Genomic DNA, 22,032 nt, shown 5'->3' with positions numbered 1-22,032 from the left:
TCCCCCGCAAGGATGATTAGGTTGGACGCTGTCGAGTAGTCGACAAGTACATCCAATCATCTACTGCGAAAAGTAGGCTCAAATCTAGCAATGAAACTCCGTAGGAGGTTTTGATGTTGACTTTGTCAACTCTATTTCCCACCTCCAAAGGTCTCCCAGACCTTTGGAGCGTCCGCACATTTAAGAAAGAAACAAAAAGTAATTTTTGATTTTTGTTAAGTATTAAAGTCAATTAGTTTTTATTTAGTATTTTTGTTAGCACTTCTCCTAATGTGGTGTGGGGCGGAAGCGACCTCCTACAGAGTTCCATTCCTTCTTGGCAAGCCTAGGTCTTGCCAACCCCTTCACACTAAAACTTATTAGTTTTAGTGTTATCACCACTGCGGAAAGTGCTAGTTGTGGCGACTTCGTCGCTCGTAATGATTGCAGAAAATACCAGCAATAAAATATTATAAAACAACCATATATTGAAGAAGAATTCATTGTGACTGAGACAATTTATCTTAAACGAGTTTACTATTTTAAAGATAAAACACTATAATATTAAAATGGCACTACCCATACAATGGATAATGGATTACTAAAAATATTATAAAGCTCCCATAATCTGATGTGGCCGGTATAGTTCATCCAAGTAAGCAATATCTTCATCTGTTAATGCTACTTCAAATGCTCCCATAAAATCATCTAAATATTTTTCCTTTGTTACACCAACAATAGGGGAATCTATCCCTTTCTTCCATAGCCATGCAAGTGCTACTTGAGAACGGGTAATCCCATATTTTTCTGAAATTTCTGCCACTCTCATTACAATTGCTTTGTCCTGCTCCATCGTACTATCATATTTTGAAATAGCTATTGTATCTGCTTTACTTCTAGCAGTGTCAGCATCCCAGTCTCGAACGATACGACCTGCTGCGAGTGGGCTATAAGGGGCAAGACCAACACCATAATCTTTACAAAATGGAATCATCTCCCGTTCATCTTCACGATAGAGCATATTGTAGTGATTTTGCATGACGGAAAACGGTGTCCAACCATTTTTCTCAGCAATATACTGGGCTTTTTGAAATTGCCAAGCGTACATAGCCGAAGCTCCGAGATAATGAACTTTACCAGCCTTGACTAAATCATGTAAGGCTGACATGGTTTCCTCAATTGGTGTATGGTAGTCCCAACGGTGAATATAAAGGATATCAATATAATCTGTTCCTAAACGTTTCAAACTCGCCTCTACTTGGTTAAAAATGGCCTTTCGTGACAAACCTTTTGTATTTCTTCCCTCGTGGAGACCGTCTCCGAAAAACACTTTTGTCGCAATAACAACCTCGTCTCGATCTGCAAAATCGCGTAAAGCACGCCCCAGATATTCTTCACTGGACCCTTTACCATAACCATTTGCAGTGTCAAAAAAGTTAATCCCCATATCCAAGGCTTTTTTGATAATCACACGTGATTTTTCTTCATCAAGTAACCATCCTGAATGAAACCCTTGACTAGCATCTCCAAAACTCATACAACCAAGACAGATTTTTGATACTTCTAATCCAGTATTTCCAAGTTTTGTATATTCCATAATTTCCTCCAATATCATAACAAGATTTGAATTGAATTTGATCAGATAACTTCTTACAGACTAGCTACCTTGTCTGTTAAAACTAATTTTTGTCCCACGTTTAACGCATGTACCCTTTCTGGATTGACAACATCAGCCAATAATTTTTCTGGATTTCCATTGAAGGTGTTCCAGTCTGGCGCATCAACACTTCCCCAGTGAATGCAAATCAATTCAGCCTTAGGGTAAGTATTGGCTAATGTAACAGCCCCTTCATAAGTAATATGCCAATCATTATCACTAAAATCAAACAAAATAACAGCTGGCTCGGGCATATTTAAATGTTCTGGTAATAACTTAGAATCACTCGGTAACCAGATCGCACCATCTGGTGTATCCATCCAGTAACCTAAATACTCTTCCTCTCGCCACTCACGGTACTTATATTTTTCCAATCCATTTTGCCAGTTGTGCTTGGTTGGTGTCGGAGTGACCAAAGTATTGCCTATCGTAAATGGTTGCCCTAGTGAACACTCTTGTGTTGAGTAACCTTTTTCTGTCATTACCTCAGAAACGTAAGGCGGTGCATAATATGCTTTAGTAACTGCTTTGATATTTGTCAACGTGTCAAAATTCAAATGATCTCCATCAATATGACTAATCAGTAAGCTATCAACTTTCGGAATAGCCGTACTTTCAATCGGCATATCAATCAATAGAGGCATATCAAATCCATCTAAAATGGGATCAATTAGGATAATGTGACCTCGACTATTAATTAAGATGCTGGCATTACCCAACCAACGAATCTCCGTATGCGACATAGCCGCAAAGGCCTCTTGAGTGATTTGTTCTGTTGCAACAGGCATGGCTTGTCCATGCGAACTATATGATAATTTCATCTCATTTCTCCCTTACCATTTTTCTCCTATAAAAAGCTGAAAATAAACTTATTGTGCTGATCAAAAGAAAGGCAACAAGCATTATCAGTGTGGGAAAGTAACTTCCTGTAAAATCATAAATGTAACCAATAATTGAAAAAGCTAGAGCTGCGCCCAAGTTCCCCGCGATGGAAATAATCGGGAATCGTTTCCCATAGGCGTCATCTCCAAAAATATCACGCGTTACTAACGCTAGTGATACACTGCCTAAACCATAGCAAGATCCAAAAAGAAAGGCTGCCAATAATAAGAAAACCGTTACCTGTGTTTGCATCAATAGCAGATTCCCTAAAAGTGCTAGCGCTAGTAGAACAGTTGTTGCTTTTAAGGACCCAAAGCGGTCGCTTAAAACGCCAATCACTAATTTAGAAATAATATTACCTAGCATGCCCATCGATAAAAGACTAGCACCTAAAGTCACTGATAGACCAACACTTGTAGCATATCCTGGTAAATGTTGGGTCATGCTCGACATAAATCCGATTAAACTAGCAAAGATTAACAAAGCTCCTAACTGAAAAACTGTTGCCACTTTCTTATCCTGAGCAGTCACAACCTGATGATTTTTCACTGATTGTTTTCCATACGCTTTGCTACCTTCATCTTCTGGCATCATCGTAAAAGGATAAAGAATAGCCGGTAGGCAAAGCAAGCCAATCAGTAGCGCTTCAAGACCATAAGCTCCTCGCCATCCTATATGGGCAATAACCCATGAAAAGATAGGTGAAAATACAGCACCCACTAACCCTGAAAATCCTAGCGCAATACTCGTAGCCAAACCGTTTTTTTCTTTAAACCACTGATTAATAATCAACGTGATTGTCACAATCGAAAACATCCCTGTTGAAAAGCCGCGGATAGCTCCCAAAAGATAAAATTGCCAAAGTTGACTAGAAACTGCCATCAAACCTGTCCCTACCACGCCAACCAGAACAGCTATCATTAAAAAGCGTTTGAAAGGGTAACGATTTAGCAAGCGCGGTACAAATAAGGCACTAATCGCAGTCACTAAAGAAAATATGGTCATGTGGAAAGCAAAGGCACCTCTCAGCATTCCCAAATCTTCAGAAACCACTGTATAAAAAACTCCTGAGGTGTTAATCGATACTCCAATAGCCGCTGCTGCTAGACCACATAAAACAGCTAAAACGGTCCAAGCCTTGTGATACCGACGCATCATTTCACCTTCTTTCTTCATTATAGCACTTCTCCATTACTTGCAATGACATCCTTGTACCAATAAAATGATTTTTTAGGCGTTCTTGCTAGTGTACCGTTGCCTTCGTCGTCACGGTCAACATAAATAAAACCATAGCGCTTACTCATTTGGCCAGTTGATGCGGCAGTTACATCAATAATGCCCCAAGTTGTGTATCCTAATAGTTCCACACCATCAATCTCTACAGCATCCTTAAAGGCTTCAATATGCTGGCGCGTGTAATCAATCCGGTAATCATCCTCTACATAACCCATCTCATTAGGCACATCTTTAGCACCCAAGCCATTTTCCACAATAAAAAGAGGCTTTTGATAACGATTGTAAAGCATATTAAGCGATGATCTAAGCCCAAGAGGATCAATTTGCCACCCCCAGTCTGTTGAAGGGAGATTGGGGTTTTTGATAGATTTAAAAAGATTCCCAGTTGTAGTGGCATAATCCTCATCATACCCAGATACCGTCCGTGAAGAATAGTAAGAAAAAGAGACAAAATCCACAGTATTTTCTTTTAAAATACGCTCATCTTCTGGTTCAACAGATAAAGTGATATGCTCACGTTCCAATTTCTTGAGAGCATAGCTAGGATAATAACCTCTAGATTGAACATCAATAAAGAAATATTCCCCATTGTCACGATGAATCGCCTCAAGATAATCTTTTGGACGACAGCTATAAGGGTAGTGACTACCTCCTGCAAGCATACAACCAACTTGATTGTTCTCATCAATATCATGGGCAATTTTCGTTGCCAAAGCTGACGCTACTAACTGATGATGGGCTGCCTGATATTTGAGGGCTTCAATGTTATCTCCCTCTTTAAATATCAAGCCTCCACCAACAAAAGGTTGATGCAGTAAGATATTGATTTCATTGATTGTTAGCCAATACTTGACTAGCCCTTTATAACGCGTAAAAACGGTCTGCGCATAATTGACATAGGCTTTGACCATACGGCGATCTCTCCAACCACCAAATTTTTTAATCAAAGCCACTGGTACATCAAAATGAGCCAAGGTTACCAACGGTTCAATCTGATGCTCGCGTAATTTTTTTAAAATCGCCTCATAAAAACGCAAACCTACTTCATTAGGATGTGCATCGTCTCCATTTGGGAAAATGCGGGTCCAAGAAATTGACATCCGATAGACTTTTAAACCCATTTGCGCCAATAAATCAATATCCTCCATATAATGATGGTACATATCAATGGCTTCTTCACTTGGATAGAAATAATCGGAGCGACGCTCTAGATTATCTAAGCTCCCAAAAGCTATGGCTTTGCGATCTTCACCAATTGGCATCAAGTCCGTATTCGTGAGACCACGACCACCTTCAAAAATACCACCTTCTGCTTGATTAGCAGCTGTTGCACCACCCCATAAAAAATTCTTTGGTAATGTCATCTATTTTCCTTTCTCACTCATTACAAACTCAAAAGATAACTATTTCAACTTCTACCCCCAGTATATCCCAGCTGTTGGACAAGAGCTAGCTTTTTTGCTAAACTTGGAATACGGTTTCAAAATCTACTTAAAATAGCCTCAAATCGTGAAATGAAGTGAAATAAGGAGGCGCTATGTTACAAGCGATTAAAGATTATACTGTCAATGGACAAACATCAAAAGCCGTTATTGCAGCATTTCTATTAGAAAACTTAGGCACCATTGAACATTTTTCATTGGAAGAACTAGCTACCGCAACCTTTACCTCAAAAGCTAGCTTGGTTCGTTTTGCACAATCTCTCGGTTACAAAGGATGGACCGATTTTCTCCCTGCTTTGATAGCCGAACGTTATTATTCTGATACCCATTATTCAGATGTCGATCATAATCTGCCCTTTAACGAAGATGACGATATTACTACTATCATCCAAAAAATTGCAACTGTTGAAAAAGAAAGCATTCAAGACACTGCTGATAAAATCAAACCAGAAGATCTTGATAAGGCTACTGACTTGATCAAACAAGCCAAACGAGTGGTTCTCTTTGGGCTCAGTCCTAATGAATACTTAGGCTACCTTTTCAGACGTAAAATGCTCACTATTGGTAAAGTCATTGAAATTGGGCATTCAGGAGAATTTGGGCTAACAAGTTCGTCACTCCAAGAAGATGATCTTGCCATTATTATCTCTTATTCTGGTAACTCTGAAACCATGGAGAGCCTTCGCTACATTCCGTTATTAAAAGCCAATAAGACAAAAATCATTGCCCTAACCAGTGAAAGTGGAGATTTGCTCAAAGAAGCTGCTGACACAACCTTTCTTCTATGTACCAAAGAAGATAAATTTAAAAAAATTGGAAACTTCTCAACTGAAGAATCCATCTTATTTATTCTTAACACCCTATATGCCACCTACTTTAAAAAAGATTTCTTCTCTAATTATGTCAAAAAAGTTAATCTATCTAGTAAGCTAGAACAAGGGAGGTAAACACACAAAGAGATAATAACTCTTTAAAGAGCCATAAGTCAATAAAAAGCCTAAAATCCACCAGTCGGATTCTAGGCTTTTTAGTATTTGTAATATTTTTTGAATGACTATCCTTATCTGTGACCTTTATCCTTCTGATATTGTTGATAAAAGCGAACACATCACACCATAGCAAAAGTTACCCAGACAAATCCCATCCAAGTTTTATCTGATAAGAAATAATTAATCGCTAAACAACTACCACAGGCAATCATGACCAGATAAGCCCAATAGTTTTTTAGAAATGATACCATCATTAACCTCCTTGAAATAAATTATGATAACTCTTCCGCAATCTTTAGGGCAACATTGAAAAAACGAAGCAGGTTTTCTTCATCGTGCCCATCACGCGCATCCCAGCCCTTATCTACATCTACATAATCGGAGGTGTAAAAGAAATGGTAAACATCAGCTTTTCGGTACTGTGCCCAGGCTGCCACAGAAGCCCACTCCATATCAACCACCTGAGCTCCCGCTTCCATACGACGCTTAACTTTGTCAGGCGTCTCACGATAAAAGGCATCCGTTGTCCAAGCCTTTGTCTGAGTATGAGGAATGCCGTGCTTGTCTAAAATACTGGCAAAATAGTTCATGTGTTCATTTGAATATCCAATCTCATCAGAAGCTGGTGCATAATGATAAGAAATCCCCTCATCACGCAGACTAGATGTCGGTAAAATAATCTTATTTGATTCTAAATCACCATCTAGTACACCACAGGTTCCAAAAATAATAAAGTTTTTAAAACCAGATGCCTTTAATTCTTCTAAAGTTCCTACCAAAGCTGGTCCACCAAGAAGCGCCTTCATCACAGCCACCTTTTTGCCCATATACTCATAAATGTACCAAGGTTGCTTGCCGTTGATATTAGATTTATAACCACCTTGGTAAACACCATCTAGATTGATAATCTTATCAAACAAAGTACCTGAAAAAGGCATGATGATGGTATCGCAAACTTCCTGAATATCTAACCCTTTCTTAAGCGACAAAATAGTCTCTGGCTCAATGACCGCTTTGGAATTATCAAATTCATTCAATAACATAAGGCACCTCCTCAGTTTGTTAATTTATTATAAACAAAAGCTCCGAAAATCACAACGACTTTGGAGCTCTGCTTTATTTTTAAAATCTGGAAGGATTGTCTTTATATTTCATAACACGAGTTTCCTCTTTAGTTTTATAATCCTGCTGAACGGTGACTAGCCTCACGTAATTCTTCTAATTTGTGCAAGTAATGTTCACGATGGTCTTCCAAATCATGGATGACCTCGTCATCCTTTTTCCCATGGACACGCACAATTTTAGCTGGCATACCTACCACCGTGACATCTGCTGGTACATCTGCAAGAACAACTGCGGCTGCACCTACTTTAGCATTCTCACCAATTTCAATAGGTCCAATCACTTGAGCGTGTGCTGAAACAAGGGCACCTTTACGGACGGTCGGATGGCGTTTCCCCACATCCTTCCCAGTACCTCCGAGAGTAACACCGTGATAAAGCATCACGCCTTCCTCAACGATAGCTGTCTCACCGATGACCAAGCCAGCACCATGGTCAATGAAAACCCCCGCTGCAATCTGAGCGCCTGGATGAATTTCAATATTGGTCCAAAAACGCCAAAACTGGCTATGCATCCGTGCTAATAATCGAAAATTATGATTCCAGAGCCAATGTGACAAACGGTGTGCTGCCAAGGCTTTCAATCCAGGATAAGTTAAGAGAACTTCAAGGCTATTACGAGCCGCTGGATCAAGTTCCTTAACGATATCGATACTTTTTTTCCACCAGCCCATGGTTACCTCCCTACTTAATGTCTTCCCACTTCACTAAAATTTGTTTATCATCAAAAGAATCAATCACTACACCAATGGTGTCTGAAATCTCATTTTCTCCATCTACAGGTGACTTAATCTCTTGTAGCGTCCACGCAACCACAACACCATTAGCTTGTTTAAAGCGTCCCCCGAAGTCATCTTCGCGATACCATTTGGCAAAACTAGCCATATTTGAAAATACCGGAACAAAACTATCGTTTTCTTGATTTGATAAGGTAGGGAACATTCGATCACTGGAGCCATCTTCATTTGGATGAACAAAGACAGGTACAAGATATGTTTTTTCAAGCAGAGGAGCTTGGATATTCCCATCTCCCATCACTTGATTAAGAATTGTCGTGTAATGATTGACAAAAGCGATTAATTCACTAGACTGGAAAATACTTGAATTTCCCATATCCCCTTCTTTTTTCAGGTTAAAAACGAGACCCGAGAGTTGTTTCACGATGACCTCTTCTAGAATGTCCAGCGTCTTTCGTTCAATCCAATTTTGTTCACGAGCACTAGCTTGTTGCGCCTTAAAGGTTTCAAGGTCAAAGTCATCTGTAAAGACCGGCGTGACCTTCTTGCCATCAATTTCAAGGGCATACGGTTTATCGCTTGCCAGCACCGCTTGCCCATGAAGCCCCGTAACAAAAGATATGATACTCAAAAAATCAGTTGGGTCTGCAATAAAATCGCGGAGCTGTTGGTCAAGTTTTCCTAATCCAGTCATTTTAGTCTGCCTTTTCTTCTGTTGAACGAGGTTTTGGTTCACGGAAATGTCCACCTAATCCACCATTATGATGTGGTTTACGATCTCCATGTTGCTCACGATGGCGTGGGCGGTCTGAACGTTCTTTTTTAGCTTCTTCAGTATAACCTTCTGGTTTTGGAAGAAGAGCCTTCATAGAGGCATCAATACGGCCTTTTTCGTCAATCTTAATGATTTTAACATCTACTTCGTCACCAATTTCAACCAAGTCTTCTACACGATTTGTACGTGTCCAAGCCATTTCTGAAATATGAACAAGGGCATCTGTCTTTTCAAAGAGATTCACAAAGGCACCGAATTTTTCAATACGAACCACTTTAGCATGGTAAACTTCATCAACTTTGGCTTCACGAACAAGACCAGCAATAATTTCTTTGGCGCGGTTAATCGCTGCTTGGTCAGATGAGAAGATAGATACCAAACCGTCTTCGTCAATGTCAATTTTAACACCTGTCTCGGCGATAATTTTATCGATGGTTTCCCCACCTTTACCGATGACAATTTTAATCTTATCAACATCAATCGTAATGGTATCAATTTTTGGTGCTGTTGGTGCTAATTCTGGGCGTGGCTCAGCAATCGTTGCTTCAATCAAGTCAAGGATTTCAAAGCGAGCTTTCTTAGCTTGAGCAAGCGCTTCTTCAAGGATTTGAGGCGTAATACCTTCAATCTTGATATCCATTTGAAGCGCTGTAATACCATCACGGGTACCAGCTACCTTGAAGTCCATGTCTCCAAAGTGGTCTTCCAAACCTTGGATATCTGTCAGTACGGTATAATTTGTCCCGTCTGAGATAAGTCCCATAGCGATACCAGCAACTGGTGCTTTGATTGGCACACCACCCGCCATAAGAGCAAGGGTGCCTGCACAGATAGAAGCCTGTGACGATGACCCATTTGACTCAAGCACTTCCGCTACCAAACGAATAGCGTATGGGAATTCTTCAAGGCTTGGCAAGACTTGCTCAAGCGCACGTTCACCAAGTGCACCGTGACCAATTTCACGACGACCTGCGGCACCGTAGCGACCTGTTTCACCAACAGAGTATTGTGGGAAATTATAGTGGTGAAGGAAACGTTTCTTGTACTCGTCATCCAAACCATCGACAATTTGTGTCTCACCCATAGGAGCAAGCGTCAAGACTGACAAGGCCTGAGTTTGACCGCGTGTAAAGAGACCTGAGCCATGAACTTTTGGCAAGAAATCAATCTCAGCATCCAAAGGACGGATTTCATCCACACGACGACCATCAGGACGGATTTTATCCTCTGTAATCAAACGACGGACTTCGGCATGCTCCATTTGTTCAAGAATCTCTGCCACATCACGCATGATACGAGCGTATTCTTCATGCTCTGCAAATGTTTCTTCGTATTCAGCAGTCACGCGTTCTTTAACAGCTTCTGTTGCTGCTTCACGCGCTTTTTTCTCTTCAACTTGCACCGCTTGTTGCAAATCAGCATTGTATTTTGCGATGATTTCAGCCTGCAATTCTGGGTCAACATGAAGAAGCTCTACTTCCGCCTTTTCCTTACCAACAGCCGCTACGATTTCTTCTTGGAAGGCAATCAATTCTTGGATGGCTTTGTGACCAATAAGCAGGGCCTCAAGCATGATATCTTCTGACAATTCTTTTGCCCCAGACTCTACCATGTTGATTGCTTCTTTGGTACCAGCAACTGTCAATTCTAAAAGCGAAGCTTCTTGCTGTGCCTTGTCTGGGTTGATGATAAATTCCCCATCAATATACCCAACCTGCACACCCGCAATTGGACCATTAAACGGAATATCTGAGATTGACAAAGCCAATGAACTACCAAACATGGCTGCCATTGGAGCGCTAGCATTTTCATCATAAGAAAGCACCGTGTTAATGACTTGGACTTCATTGCGGAAGCCTTCAGCGAACATTGGGCGGATCGGACGGTCAATCAAACGGGCTGTCAAAGTCGCATCTGTTGACGGACGACCCTCACGCTTCATCCAACCACCAGGGAATTTCCCAGCAGCATACATTTTTTCTTCATAGTTCACTTGAAGCGGGAAGAAATCACCTGTTGCCATTTTTTTAGACATGACAGCGGCTGTCAAGACGGTTGACTCACCGTATCGAACGACAGTTGCACCATTAGCCTGCTTGGCAACTTGACCAATTTCAACCACAAGCGGACGACCCGCAAAAGTTGTTTGAAATACTTGTTTAGACATCTTAGTCTCCTTTTACATTTTCTTAGCTACGTCTTGGCTACAAAGGTCAATCAGCCCCTACTAACTCACCTTTGTATCAAGCACGTATCTGTTTCATTTTACCATAAAGCGATTTAAAAACCTAGCAGTTATCAACAACTACTAGGCAAAATTTCTTCTTAAAATAAGCTTTTATCAAAAGGGTGATTTTTAAGGACAAGGTTATCCCAAAAACCATCATTTTCATAACGAGGAATCAAGTGACTATGAAAATGCGTTCCCTCGTCCATCAGACGCCCATTATTGATAGCAATGGTTACTCCTGAAATAGCAGAGCTTCTTTCCAACTTTTCAATCAATTGCTCCTGAAAGTTTAGCAAATCGAGCCTTTCATCAGTTGTTAGCTCACTCAGCGACAGGCGATGTGCTTTAGCAATCACCAGTAAATGCCCTTCTTGAATAGGATCAATATCCCAAACCGCAAAAAAATGTGAAGTCTCAGACACCCAATTTTCCTTGGGCAGTTGACAAAAAATACAATCCATAAAACACTCCCGACTTGGTCTAACGTCTACCTCCAAAGAAGAAATCCACAACAGCAATCACAATAACTGCTCCGATGATAGATGGAATCAGCGCCATCCCTGCAAAACTCGGTCCCCAGTGACCAAACAATGATTGACCCACTGACGAACCAATCCAACCTGCAAACATTTTTGTAAAACAGCCCATGCGTTCCCCACGATTTGTGATAGAACCTGCAACAGCACCAATAAATAAACCAATAAGCATTGACCAAATCATAATAAAAGTTCCCCTATCCTCTTCTTGTTTTTATACATATTCTCTCTTTAGTATAGCATATCTTTTCATTTTTAGCTTCGTTCAATGAACCCGTTCTTATTTCAAGGGGCTTGAATCGTGCTTAGCAAAAAAATCTGAGAGTCTTAATCCCAGATTTTTATTGTTTTTCTTGAAAGAACGGAATCGTTATTTTGTCTGAGCATTCATCCAATCAAAGATATTATCGTAAGTGGTACCATTTACGATAGCTTTATCACTTCCCCCTTTAGTGGCGTTGTCGGCTTTAAATCCAGAAGTCACATCTGCTGCGTTCTTAACTGCAACAACATCTTGCACACCTGTCACTTCATTATTGAAGAAGTAAATCCATGACCAGTGGCCCATGTATTCATTTTCTTCAATGTCTGCACCTTCTACAGTCTCATAGTAAGAGAACCATTTATTTTGTGCACCGCTTTTCACCATCGCTTGATAGGTTGGTAGAGTATAAGTCGCTGGTTTAACCGTGTCGTCATTTTGAGCGGTCACAAACCACATCGGAAGGTCCTTAATCTTGTTCAATTTATCCTCGGTAAAGTAAGGCGTGTCTTTTTGAACCGCTACACCGACAGGATTTTCCTCACTGGTTTGGCGCACATAGGTCCCATCTGGATTTTTCTCAAATTCATAGTAGGAATAGGCCTCAGCAATTGGATAGGCTGCTGCGAAATAATCTGGGTAGTGAATGGCCATATTCATCGTCATGTAACCACCGTTTGAGCAACCTCCAAGATAGATACGATTGGTATCAATATCTGGATTGCTCTTGACATAGGCATCAATCGTATCCATCAGGGCCTCGGTATAGCGAGACACACCCGCTCCAGCTCCATTTGTGCCATCACCTTCGTCCATCCAATAGGTTGGGGTTTGAACTGCTAGGACATAGGCTCCCTTCTCTTTGGCATTTCCAGTGGCTGTATAGTGAGACTGTATCTCTTCACGCGCCAAGGCAACCACTTCATTGCCAAGTAGAGTAATATCGGTATCCGTTCCCCCTTCACCTTGACCATGCAGCCAAATCACGAGAGGGCTCTTAGCGTTACTCTCTTTCAAATACTCTGGTTCAAAAGCGGCGTAGTGAAGTGTCACCTCTTCGTCTTTCCCAGTTAGAGGATTGCGATAGTTGCCCGTTGTCTTTTCTCGAATATTGAAAACAGCGGTTTCTGGAATCACACGATTGTTTATGGCATCCGCTTCAACAGATAAGTCATTATCGCCAATAGTCAGACCTGTGACTTTTACGGGGTACTCTGCTGCCCACTCATTCATCATATTGGTAAAATTAAAGGCAAACGGAGAGGCATTATCCTCAGCCATAAAAGTGTAAGTCACTTCCAAATCAAGAGTAACATATTGACTAGCTCCCTTGACTTTTTCCCCGTTGGCATCTGAGAGATAGGCGTCCTTGATGTTCCGTTTCACACCTGCTGTGACTGCCTCTAACTTATCTGTCGATAAGCTCTCTACTTCTTGATTGAGTTCTAGCACAAGGCGTGATACCGACGGCCCCCATTCGTAACCTGTTACACCAATATTCACTTGATTAATAGCTAGTTTTTCTTGTGTCTTTGTCACATTCTCATTTCCTCCTTTACTACAAGCTACCAACGAAATTCCTGCTAACGCTAGGAGAACATATTTACCAATACGCAATTTCATATACTAACTCCTTGAACAATCCTATAAAAGGCTATTTCAATCTGATTACTGTCAAATGAAATAGCCCCGTTTTCTCATTATCCTAACTTACTAAATCGGTCATACACATCAATAAATTCTTGTGCAATGACTTTAAAACCTTCTGCACTCATGAGTTGATCTTCTGCGTGCATCAGAAGAAGCTTAAGGTCAACTTGCTCTTGGTTCGCCTCTTTTTGAATCAAGGAGGCGTGGGCATGATGACCTTCATTGAACTCACGATCACCTGCTTTAATAAGAGCTTCTGCTTCTTCAAAATTCCCCGCTTTAGCTGCTTGAATAGCTTCAATGTACGATGAGCGAGCAGAGCCTACAGAAGCAATAATTTGAAATGCGATTAATTCAATTCCTTCCATACAAGCCTCCTAATCTCCCAAAAGGGTTTTAACGTGCTCTACAATCTTTTGCCCATTCATTGTACCGTAGGCTTGAATATCCATAGCTTCAACAGGCTTGTCTGGGAAAAGTCCCTTCACTTTGTTAAGGTTGAAACGAATTTGTGGTCCTAATAAGATAACGTCTGCCTCTTTTCCCTTTTCATCAACAACTGAGACAGGGTGAGCTTCTACTGAAATTTCATAATTAATACTTTCAGCATACTCACGCATTTTATTCATCAAAAGTGAGGTTGACATACCCGCAGCACAAACTAATAATACATTTCTCATATTTCATTCCTTTCGTTTTTAACATGACTAAGCAGCTTGTTCTTCTTTAAGTGCTTGATTATCCGCAATTCTGAAGAATGGGTACCAAACAAACATTTGAACAAAGATAACAGCAATAATTGATACGCCAAGTTTCCAACCACCTGTGATAAATGGACCGATAAATGGAGGCATTACCCAAGGTAGTGAAATTGTTGGATTAAAAGCTGAGCCGACACCAAAGAATTCAAGAGCTACGTAACCCATAAGGCCACCCACTAGACTTGATAGAATCATTGGAATGAAGAATATTGGGTTAAGCATGATTGGCATCCCAAAAATCATAGGCTCATTGATATTGAAAATATTTGGCACAACAGCGATGTTTCTAAAGACTTTATACCGCTCTGATTTCGCAGTGTACATTGAAAATGCAAGTGAGAGGGTACTTCCTGTACCACCAATGTAACAGAAACCATAAAGCAATGAGAAGGTCAAGAATGGGAGTTCAGCTGATGGAGTTCCTGCTAAGAATGCTTCCGTATTAGCTGTCCCTGCTGACATCAATACTGGGATATAGACACTCAAGATTGGCGCTGGGTGGATACCAAAGAACCAGCAAAGATTCATGAAGCAGTGGAAAGCAATCAATGACCATGGATTTGCGCCAAAGAGCATAACAGGTTTTGCAACCACATTACTCACCAAATCAAAGATATTTCCATAAGGGGTCAACCCTGCTAGGTATCGTACAACAAAGACACCTGCAAAAAGAATCATCGCCACAAAGGTTGGACTAAGCGATTCTGAAACATTCGGTGGTACTGATGATGGCAATTTCAATTTGATGTTTTGTTTCATCAATTTAGAATAGCTCATCCCAATAACCACAGCCGTAATCATTCCGACGAAAATCCCATTACTACCAAGATTTGTTTGGAGAAGACCCGCTACTGTTTGTTCTCCTAGGGAGATATTTTGCGGTTGAAGAACAATGAATGCCGCTAATGCAAGAACAGCCGCTGTCAAACCATTTTCCTTTTCATTTTTAGCATAATGATAAGCAATGGTCGGTACAATATAGATAGCCAGTAGGCTAGAGGTTCCAGCTACAATATCAAGCATGTGCTGCCCCATACCAGTGGTCGTCAAAAAATCTTGCCAAATTCCAATAGGTAAATTCCCCAAAATCGCAAATGCTGCCACCCCTAGCGTGATTGGCATAGACGACATCATCCCTGCTGTTAAAGCAGAAATAATCTTACTCTCACTTAACTTCTGAGCAAAAGGGCCCATGATTTTTTCAAGCCCTGATTGCATTGACTCCATGAATGACATGTTATGTCCTCCTTTTAATCTAAATCAGCACCATTTGACTGAATAACTTTTTGATACCAATAAAAACTATCCTTACGGCGGCGAACGAGACTTCCCTCACCATCATCATTACGATCAACATAGATCATACCGTAACGCTTGCGCATTTCTCCTGTGCCACAGCTTACAAGGTCAATACATCCCCAATGAGTGTAGCCGATAAGGTCTACCCCATCAAGATTAATGGCATCTGCCATTGCTTCAATATGACCTTTCATATAGGCGATTCGATAATCGTCGTGAATACTTCCATCTTCTTCTAGCACATCTTCGTAGCCAAGACCATTTTCAACAATCCAAAGTGGCAACTCGTAACGTTCCCAAAGTGTATTAAGGGCAATACGTAAGCCAATCGGATCAATTTGCCAGCCCCATGCATTAGCTTCGAGGTAAGGATTTTTAACCCCCGCCATGAAGTTTCCACCTTGCTCCGCTGCTTTAGCCGAACTAGCTACGTGAGTCGAGTAATACGAGAATCCAATGAAGGCAACCGTACCATCTGCCAAGATTTCCAAATCTCCTTCTTCCATTACAACTTGGATACCTTTACGCTCATATTCTTTTAATTTATAAGCTGGATATTTTCCACGACATTGAACATCAGTATAAAAGTGTCCCCAGTGAGAACCTTCCATCACCATGAGTTGGTCTTTAGGATTACAAGTCTCACCGTAGGTAACACCATAAGCAACCATCATACCAACCTTAGCTTCTGGCGATAATTCTCGTGCTAACTGAACAGCCTTAGCACTGGCAACAAATTGATGGTGAGCTGCCTGAGCTTTACTTTGCTCGTCAGATTTGACAAGGCCACCACCCATATAAGGAGCTGCTGCCATGATATTGATTTCATTGAAAGTCATCCAATACTTCACTTTGTCTCGATATTCTGTAAATAATACACGACAAAGATTTAAGTAGAAACCGATCACACGACGATCTAACCAGCCACCATATTTATTGGTCAAAGCTAGCGGTGTTTCATAGTGAGAAATAGTCACCAAGGGTTCAATACCGTACTTCAAACACTCATCGAAAACAGCATGATAAAAATCAATCCCAGCTTGATTTGGCTCTGCATCATCTCCATTTGGGAAAATACGTGCCCAGTTAATGGACAAACGGAAGCATTTGTACCCTTGTTCTGCAAACAAAGCAATGTCTTCCTTATAGTGATGATAGAAATCTGTTGCGATATGAGAAGGATAGTACTCGCCTTCAATAATATCAAGGACCGCTCCATCAGGTAATTCCAAATCAGCACCAAAGCCCATTCCCGTTGAACCAGTCTCACCTGTCTCAGGAATACGCCACGTCAATCGTCTCGCCACGGTATGGCTACCATTCGTAAGAACATCACTGGTATTTAATCCTTTACCATCCTCACGATAACCACCTTCATACTGATTGGCTGCTGTTGCACCGCCCCATAAAAAATTTTCAGGAAAGGTATGTGTCATTTCAACTTCCTCCGTCTTATGATAGTTCAAGTATAGCGCTTACATTTTTGTTTTATAAGTCTTCTATTAACCAAAAAATGGCGCTCTTTGATATTTTTTGTATCAACTAACGCCTCTTTTTTATCAAAAATCACAATCAGTATCGTCTGACAATCTTCTATAATTGAGGTATCTTTATTGACAAGGAGGTTTACCATGAGTAACCGAGATGACATTATTGCTTTAGCAAAACAACTACGCGACTTGTTCCAAAAAGGAGATGAAAAACGAGACCAGGGATTACCAACTACTATTCCAGAAGTGCAACGCTTTGACAATCTCCAATATGGATTTGACTCTAAATGGCATTTACTGGACATTTATCGCCCTAAAAAACAGACAGGGAAACTTCCTGTTATTATCAATATTCACGGAGGTGGGTGGGTATATGGGACTAAAGAAACCTACCAATTTTATGGTATGAGCCTTGCCAAAGAGGACTTTGCTTTTGTTAATATTACCTATCGTTTAGCCCCAGAAGTTGTCTTTCCAACTGAATTAGACGATATCAATCTTGCCATTCATTGGTTAAGCGGAAATGCCGAACGCTATCAGCTTGACCTCACTAATGTCTTTATCGTCGGAGATAGTGCAGGCGGACAAATGGCTCTTCAGTATATTGCTATTCTGACAAATGAGAAATTCCGTAACTTGTTTAAATATGAGAAACCAAATCTTACTCTGAGGGCAGCAGCCATCAATTGCGGTGGCAGTTTCCTCCACCTTCCCGGTGCGATTTCAGGAGCAACGGAAGCTTACTTTACAGATGAAAGCCTTGCTAAACATGGGGAATTGCTCCGCACCGAAGAATACCTCACCACTGCTTGTCCCCCATTATTTATTATGACGGCATCTGATGATTTTCTTCGGGATAATTCTACTAGATTAGACGGTTACCTCATCGCAAAAGGAATTGAACACGAATTTCACATTTATGGAACACCTGATAACCCAAAACACCATGTTTTTCACTGTAATATCAGAGATGAAATGGCAAATCAATGTAATCAGGATGAGTTAAATTTCTTTAGGCGCTATCTTGTAAAAACAGAGTAAATCTAACTGAATCTCAATATATAGTCCTCGATCCTATTTGCACCTGTAAGTTTTTGATTTTCATACTCATTCAAAATCAAAATTAGCAGTTTAAGTCAAATCAAGAACCAATAAATGGCTTGATTTACCAGGGCTTCTTTCGCCATGACGGTATTCTTATTAATGAAACTGTCCAGTGGACAGTTTTAGCCTGAGCTTAGAAACCTGGGAGCGAAGGAAACCTAGGCTTGCCAAGAAGGAATGGAACTCTGTAGTAGGGGACGTTCTGACACTGACTTGGTCAGCTTCATTTCCCACCTCAAAAGGTTTCCCAGACCTTTTGAGCGTCCACACCACATTAGGAGAAGTGCTAATAAAATACTAAATAAAAACTAATTGACTTTATCAGATGTTCCCAATAAAGACCTCCATCATAGCGGAGGTCTTTATAATCTATTTAACTGACAAAAGGTGAAAGAGGGCACCATATAAATTAGCATCATTAGTAAACTTAGCTGCTACAATATCTACTTTCGGTACATTTAACTTCATCACCGGATTTGTTTCTAGGAAACTGTCAAACTGATAACGAATCTCATCAACTAAGATAGCTTGAGAACTGATTCCCCCTCCAATAGCGTAGGTAGTTAGATCAAAAAAGGCTTGTAGATTCAAAATAAGATAGGCAATCTGACGACAATAATTCTGAAAGAGTGGATAGGCAACTTCATCTCTATTATTGATTGCCTCAAATGCCAATAAACCGTCCGTCACATCCTCCTGCCCTAGCGCCTCATTCACTTGACTAATCATTCTCACAGCTGAACCACTATAACCTACCATCTTGTCAAAGCCATCTTTACTAGCATCTAAGATAGACAAACTTAATTCTCCAGATTGGAAATGTGGGCCTAGGCGCAATTTACCATCAAGAATGATACCGCCTCCAACGCCTGTACCAAGCACAATGACAGCACCATCTTGAATTCCCTTAAGACTCCCTTTCCAAAGCTCTGCAAGAGCTGCTGCTTTAGCATCATTTTGCACGCTAACAGGAATCTGGTATTTTTCAGTCATAATATCAACAATTCTCAACCCATCTAGGTATTGAAGAGCACCGCCAAAATAGATAACACCTTCTGACGTGTCAACCTTTCCTGGCACACTAAACGCTATTCCTGAAAGCTCTTCTGTGCAATCATCCACAATACCATAAATGCTATTCAAAAAATCTTCAACTTGATTTTGAGGTGTCGGAATGTGTCCACGCTTTGTTTGCTCACCATCCTCTGTCATGATGGCATACTTAATGTGAGTACCTCCGACATCAATTGTTAAATAATAAGCCATAATTTCCTCCTTTATCTCAATTGACTATACCATAAGTCATTTAAACTTTGACTTGTTTCATTTAGCAGATTTTGGGCTCTGATTGATATGTTGCTTTCTTAGTTCTCGAGATGAAAGACCATAAACTTTTTGCAATGCTCGATCCATCGTTCTAAGCCCACTAAAACCACACTCTTGCGCAATCTGAGTTGCTGTTTTCTTAGTTTTCAACAATAATGGCTTCGCGTGCTTTGCCCTTATATAATTCAAATATTGAAATACAGTAATTGCCATCTGCTCCTTAAAAAAACGTGATAGGTGTTCCTTGGATAAATAGCAATGCTCCGCAACATCATCTAAGGTAATCTCTGCCCTGTAATTTTCCTCTAAAAAACTTTTAATGTTGCTTAATCGTTCTTTTTGCTTATCATCATTCCTATCTGACAGAGATAAGTGCCTCTTGACCAAAAAATGTTTGAGTAGAAGTTCCAAAATTTCTAAAATCAAGATTGATTTCCGTAAAGTATCTTTCCCATGATAGCAATCCGCAAGGGCATTCAATTTTTCTTGTAGTTGACAATAAGCCTCGTAACGGCAATCTTTTTCACCAGAAAAATCGTTAATAAGAATCTTATAGTCACTAATATCCGGTTGATACATTTTTAATAGACTATACGGAAAAATAATGGAAATCGCCCGAGATTCACCATCTGGCGAACGATAGGTTCTGATACTATGAACTTCCATCGTATTAACCACCAAAATCGTCCCTGGCTCAGTCATATATGGAGTGTTAGCAATAAAAAAATTAGCAATATGCCCACTTATCGTATAACTTAATTCGACAGACGAATGCCAGTGAGGCTCAATAAAGGTAGATTGATTCTCTTCGTGCAAATAAACCCAAGCTGGTAAGTTATTTGTAGGCACAACTAATTCATGTTTCGACATTCTCTTCTCCTATCTGACTAGTATATAGGCAAACGCTTTCTATGTTAGTTAACCTTATTATACTTCCTTATCTCTCAATTGACAATCTTATTCTAGAGAGCAAAAAAATAGCCCTATCGACGATAGAGCTATTTTTAGGAGATTTAATATGAAAAAGAAAATTGATAGGTCCCCTATTTCTAGGATGATACTAGTATAACCAAACAATATTAAGATAACATAAAGATTGGCTTAATTTTTCCTAAATATTTGCCCAAACTGATTCAAGAATGTTCGTTTGGTCACGATCTGGACCTACTGAGAAGGTTGAAATGCGTACGCCAACCAATTCTCCGATACGACGAACATAGTTACGAGCATTTTCTGGAAGCTCATCAAGGCTACGAACACCTGTAATGTCTTCTTCCCATCCTGGAAGTTCTTCGTAGATTGGTTTACAACGTTTCAACTGCTCAAGACTCGCTGGGTAGTGATCAATACGCTCACCATCAAGGTCATAAGCCACACAGATTTTAACTGTTTCAAGACCTGAAAGCACGTCAATTGAGTTAAGTGATAAGTTTGTGATACCTGAGACACGACGGCTATGACGCATCACAACTGAGTCGAACCACCCCACACGGCGTGGACGACCTGTTGTTGTACCATACTCATGACCAATTTCACGGATACGCTCACCAATCTCATCAAAGAGTTCGGTTGGGAATGGACCATCACCAACACGGCTAGTGTAGGCTTTACATACCCCAACAACCTTGTTGATTTTGCTTGGACCAACACCAGAACCAATCGTTACACCACCTGCAACTGGGTTTGATGAAGTTACAAATGGGTAGGTCCCTTGGTCAATATCAAGCATAACCCCTTGCGCACCTTCAAAGAGAACACGTTTACCTGCATCAAGAGCATCGTTTAAGATAACTGAAGTGTCTGTTACATATTGTTTAATTTGTTGACCATACTCATAGTATTCTTCAAAAATCTCGTCAAATTCAAGCGGTGTGCTGTCATACATTTTCTCAAAGAGACGGTTTTTCTCAGCAAGATTTGTTTTCAAACGCTCAGCAAAAATCTCTTTGTCAAGCAAATCTGCAATACGGATACCAACACGCGCAGCCTTGTCCATGTAAGCTGGGCCAATCCCTTTGATGGTTGTACCAATCTTGTTATCCCCTTTAGCATCTTCTTGAAGCTGGTCCAATTTGATGTGGTATGGCAAAATGACATGGGCACGGTCAGAAATACGAAGATTGTCTGTCGTCACCCCTTCATCGTGAAGGTAGTTAATTTCTTTCACCAATGATTTAGGGTTTACCACAACACCGTTACCGATAACTGAGATTTTTTCTGGGAAGAAAATCCCTGATGGAATTAAGTGCAGTTTGAATTTTTTTCCATCAATGACAATGGTATGTCCTGCATTATCCCCACCTTGATAACGTGCAATGACTTCTGCATCTTGACTGAGGAAATCAGTGATTTTCCCCTTACCTTCATCACCCCACTGGGTACCAACAACTACTACTGATGTCATAACTAAGATACCTAGGACATTAGGCGCTTCCTGACTTTAGAATCTGCCCGCTGTCCAATTCCTTTCAGACTTAAAACTTATGGCAGGAATCTCACCTGCAAGTTTACATATTACACCCTATTATAGCAAAAAACAGGCGAACTTTCCAAGTG

General features: G+C 40.5%; 21 protein-coding genes. 2 read left to right on the top strand and 19 right to left on the bottom strand.

The genetic code is table 11. The annotated features are described in order from the left end of the window. Positions 1–589 precede the first annotated feature (589 nt). The 4 genes from AB6M99_RS01310 to AB6M99_RS01295 are packed head-to-tail and all read right to left on the bottom strand — an operon-like array spanning position 590 to position 5,118. Positions 590–1,576, bottom strand: coding sequence for an aldo/keto reductase (locus tag AB6M99_RS01310; protein ID WP_121835033.1), 987 nt, complete (start codon positions 1,574–1,576; stop codon positions 590–592). A 53-nt stretch (positions 1,577–1,629) separates the two neighbouring features. Next, a complete protein-coding gene (locus tag AB6M99_RS01305) occupies positions 1,630–2,457 on the bottom strand; it encodes an MBL fold metallo-hydrolase (protein WP_121835032.1) in 828 nt (275 codons plus the stop codon). A gap of 1 nt (position 2,458) precedes the next feature. Next, positions 2,459–3,694: an MFS transporter gene (locus tag AB6M99_RS01300; RefSeq protein WP_369350985.1), complete on the bottom strand. Its 1,236-nt coding sequence runs from the start codon at positions 3,692–3,694 to the stop codon at positions 2,459–2,461. After that, a complete protein-coding gene (locus AB6M99_RS01295) occupies positions 3,694–5,118 on the bottom strand; it encodes a 6-phospho-beta-glucosidase (RefSeq protein WP_121835031.1) in 1,425 nt (474 codons plus the stop codon). The genes AB6M99_RS01300 and AB6M99_RS01295 overlap by 1 nt, the downstream gene beginning before the upstream one ends. 173 nt (positions 5,119–5,291) lie before the next feature. Here AB6M99_RS01295 and AB6M99_RS01290 point away from each other — a divergent pair, with 173 nt between their 5' ends. After that, entirely contained in the window at positions 5,292–6,143 is an 852-nt protein-coding gene (locus AB6M99_RS01290) for a MurR/RpiR family transcriptional regulator (protein ID WP_121835030.1), read from the top strand. 161 nt (positions 6,144–6,304) lie between these two features. Here the strand turns inward: AB6M99_RS01290 and AB6M99_RS01285 are convergent, their stop codons facing one another. The 12 genes from AB6M99_RS01285 to AB6M99_RS01230 all read right to left on the bottom strand — a co-directional run bounded on the left by AB6M99_RS01285 (position 6,305) and on the right by AB6M99_RS01230 (position 16,992). Beyond that, positions 6,305–6,439 carry a hypothetical protein gene (locus AB6M99_RS01285; protein WP_369350984.1) on the bottom strand — a complete coding sequence of 45 codons (135 nt, stop codon included), beginning with the start codon at positions 6,437–6,439 and terminating at the stop codon, positions 6,305–6,307. 18 nt (positions 6,440–6,457) lie between these two features. Beyond that, positions 6,458–7,228 carry a nucleoside phosphorylase gene (locus AB6M99_RS01280; RefSeq protein ID WP_369351245.1) on the bottom strand — a complete coding sequence of 257 codons (771 nt, stop codon included), beginning with the start codon at positions 7,226–7,228 and terminating at the stop codon, positions 6,458–6,460. Positions 7,229–7,362: 134 nt separating this feature from the next. Next, positions 7,363–7,980, bottom strand: coding sequence for a serine O-acetyltransferase (gene cysE / locus AB6M99_RS01275; protein WP_121835028.1), 618 nt, complete (start codon positions 7,978–7,980; stop codon positions 7,363–7,365). Positions 7,981–7,990: 10 nt separating this feature from the next. Continuing rightward, positions 7,991–8,737: an SseB family protein gene (locus AB6M99_RS01270; protein WP_121835027.1), complete on the bottom strand. Its 747-nt coding sequence runs from the start codon at positions 8,735–8,737 to the stop codon at positions 7,991–7,993. A 1-nt stretch (position 8,738) separates the two neighbouring features. Then, positions 8,739–10,985, bottom strand: coding sequence for a polyribonucleotide nucleotidyltransferase (pnp, locus tag AB6M99_RS01265; RefSeq protein ID WP_121835026.1), 2,247 nt, complete (start codon positions 10,983–10,985; stop codon positions 8,739–8,741). 158 nt (positions 10,986–11,143) lie between these two features. Then, positions 11,144–11,509, bottom strand: coding sequence for an HIT family protein (locus tag AB6M99_RS01260; protein WP_121835025.1), 366 nt, complete (start codon positions 11,507–11,509; stop codon positions 11,144–11,146). 19 nt (positions 11,510–11,528) lie between these two features. Then, positions 11,529–11,768, bottom strand: coding sequence for a GlsB/YeaQ/YmgE family stress response membrane protein (locus AB6M99_RS01255; RefSeq protein ID WP_121835024.1), 240 nt, complete (start codon positions 11,766–11,768; stop codon positions 11,529–11,531). Positions 11,769–11,954: 186 nt separating this feature from the next. Beyond that, positions 11,955–13,469: a prolyl oligopeptidase family serine peptidase gene (locus AB6M99_RS01250; protein ID WP_121835023.1), complete on the bottom strand. Its 1,515-nt coding sequence runs from the start codon at positions 13,467–13,469 to the stop codon at positions 11,955–11,957. 77 nt (positions 13,470–13,546) lie between these two features. Further along, positions 13,547–13,864, bottom strand: coding sequence for a PTS lactose/cellobiose transporter subunit IIA (locus AB6M99_RS01245; RefSeq protein WP_121835022.1), 318 nt, complete (start codon positions 13,862–13,864; stop codon positions 13,547–13,549). A gap of 9 nt (positions 13,865–13,873) precedes the next feature. Beyond that, positions 13,874–14,176: a PTS sugar transporter subunit IIB gene (locus AB6M99_RS01240; protein ID WP_121835021.1), complete on the bottom strand. Its 303-nt coding sequence runs from the start codon at positions 14,174–14,176 to the stop codon at positions 13,874–13,876. Positions 14,177–14,203: 27 nt separating this feature from the next. Continuing rightward, positions 14,204–15,493 (bottom strand): PTS sugar transporter subunit IIC, encoded by a 1,290-nt coding sequence (locus tag AB6M99_RS01235; protein WP_369350982.1) that lies wholly within the window; start codon positions 15,491–15,493, stop codon positions 14,204–14,206. Between the two features lie 14 nt (positions 15,494–15,507). Next, positions 15,508–16,992, bottom strand: coding sequence for a glycoside hydrolase family 1 protein (locus AB6M99_RS01230; RefSeq protein ID WP_369350981.1), 1,485 nt, complete (start codon positions 16,990–16,992; stop codon positions 15,508–15,510). Positions 16,993–17,187: 195 nt separating this feature from the next. On the opposite strand from AB6M99_RS01230, the gene AB6M99_RS01225 reads away from it, so the two are divergent. Beyond that, positions 17,188–18,087 (top strand): alpha/beta hydrolase, encoded by a 900-nt coding sequence (locus AB6M99_RS01225; protein WP_121835018.1) that lies wholly within the window; start codon positions 17,188–17,190, stop codon positions 18,085–18,087. A gap of 432 nt (positions 18,088–18,519) precedes the next feature. Here the strand turns inward: AB6M99_RS01225 and AB6M99_RS01220 are convergent, their stop codons facing one another. The 3 genes from AB6M99_RS01220 to AB6M99_RS01210 all read right to left on the bottom strand — a co-directional run bounded on the left by AB6M99_RS01220 (position 18,520) and on the right by AB6M99_RS01210 (position 21,880). After that, on the bottom strand, positions 18,520–19,416 hold the full coding sequence (locus AB6M99_RS01220; RefSeq protein ID WP_121835017.1) for an ROK family protein: 897 nt from the start codon (positions 19,414–19,416) through the stop codon (positions 18,520–18,522). 57 nt (positions 19,417–19,473) lie between these two features. Next, entirely contained in the window at positions 19,474–20,346 is an 873-nt protein-coding gene (locus AB6M99_RS01215) for an AraC family transcriptional regulator (protein ID WP_121835016.1), read from the bottom strand. A gap of 241 nt (positions 20,347–20,587) precedes the next feature. Then, positions 20,588–21,880, bottom strand: coding sequence for an adenylosuccinate synthase (locus AB6M99_RS01210; RefSeq protein ID WP_121835015.1), 1,293 nt, complete (start codon positions 21,878–21,880; stop codon positions 20,588–20,590). Positions 21,881–22,032: the final 152 nt, after the last annotated feature.

This window comes from Streptococcus hillyeri (assembly GCF_041081565.1).
Taxonomy (GTDB): domain Bacteria; phylum Bacillota; class Bacilli; order Lactobacillales; family Streptococcaceae; genus Streptococcus; species Streptococcus hillyeri.
Note: the sequence above shows the minus strand (reverse complement) of the source record. Positions and strands in the feature narration are given on the sequence as shown.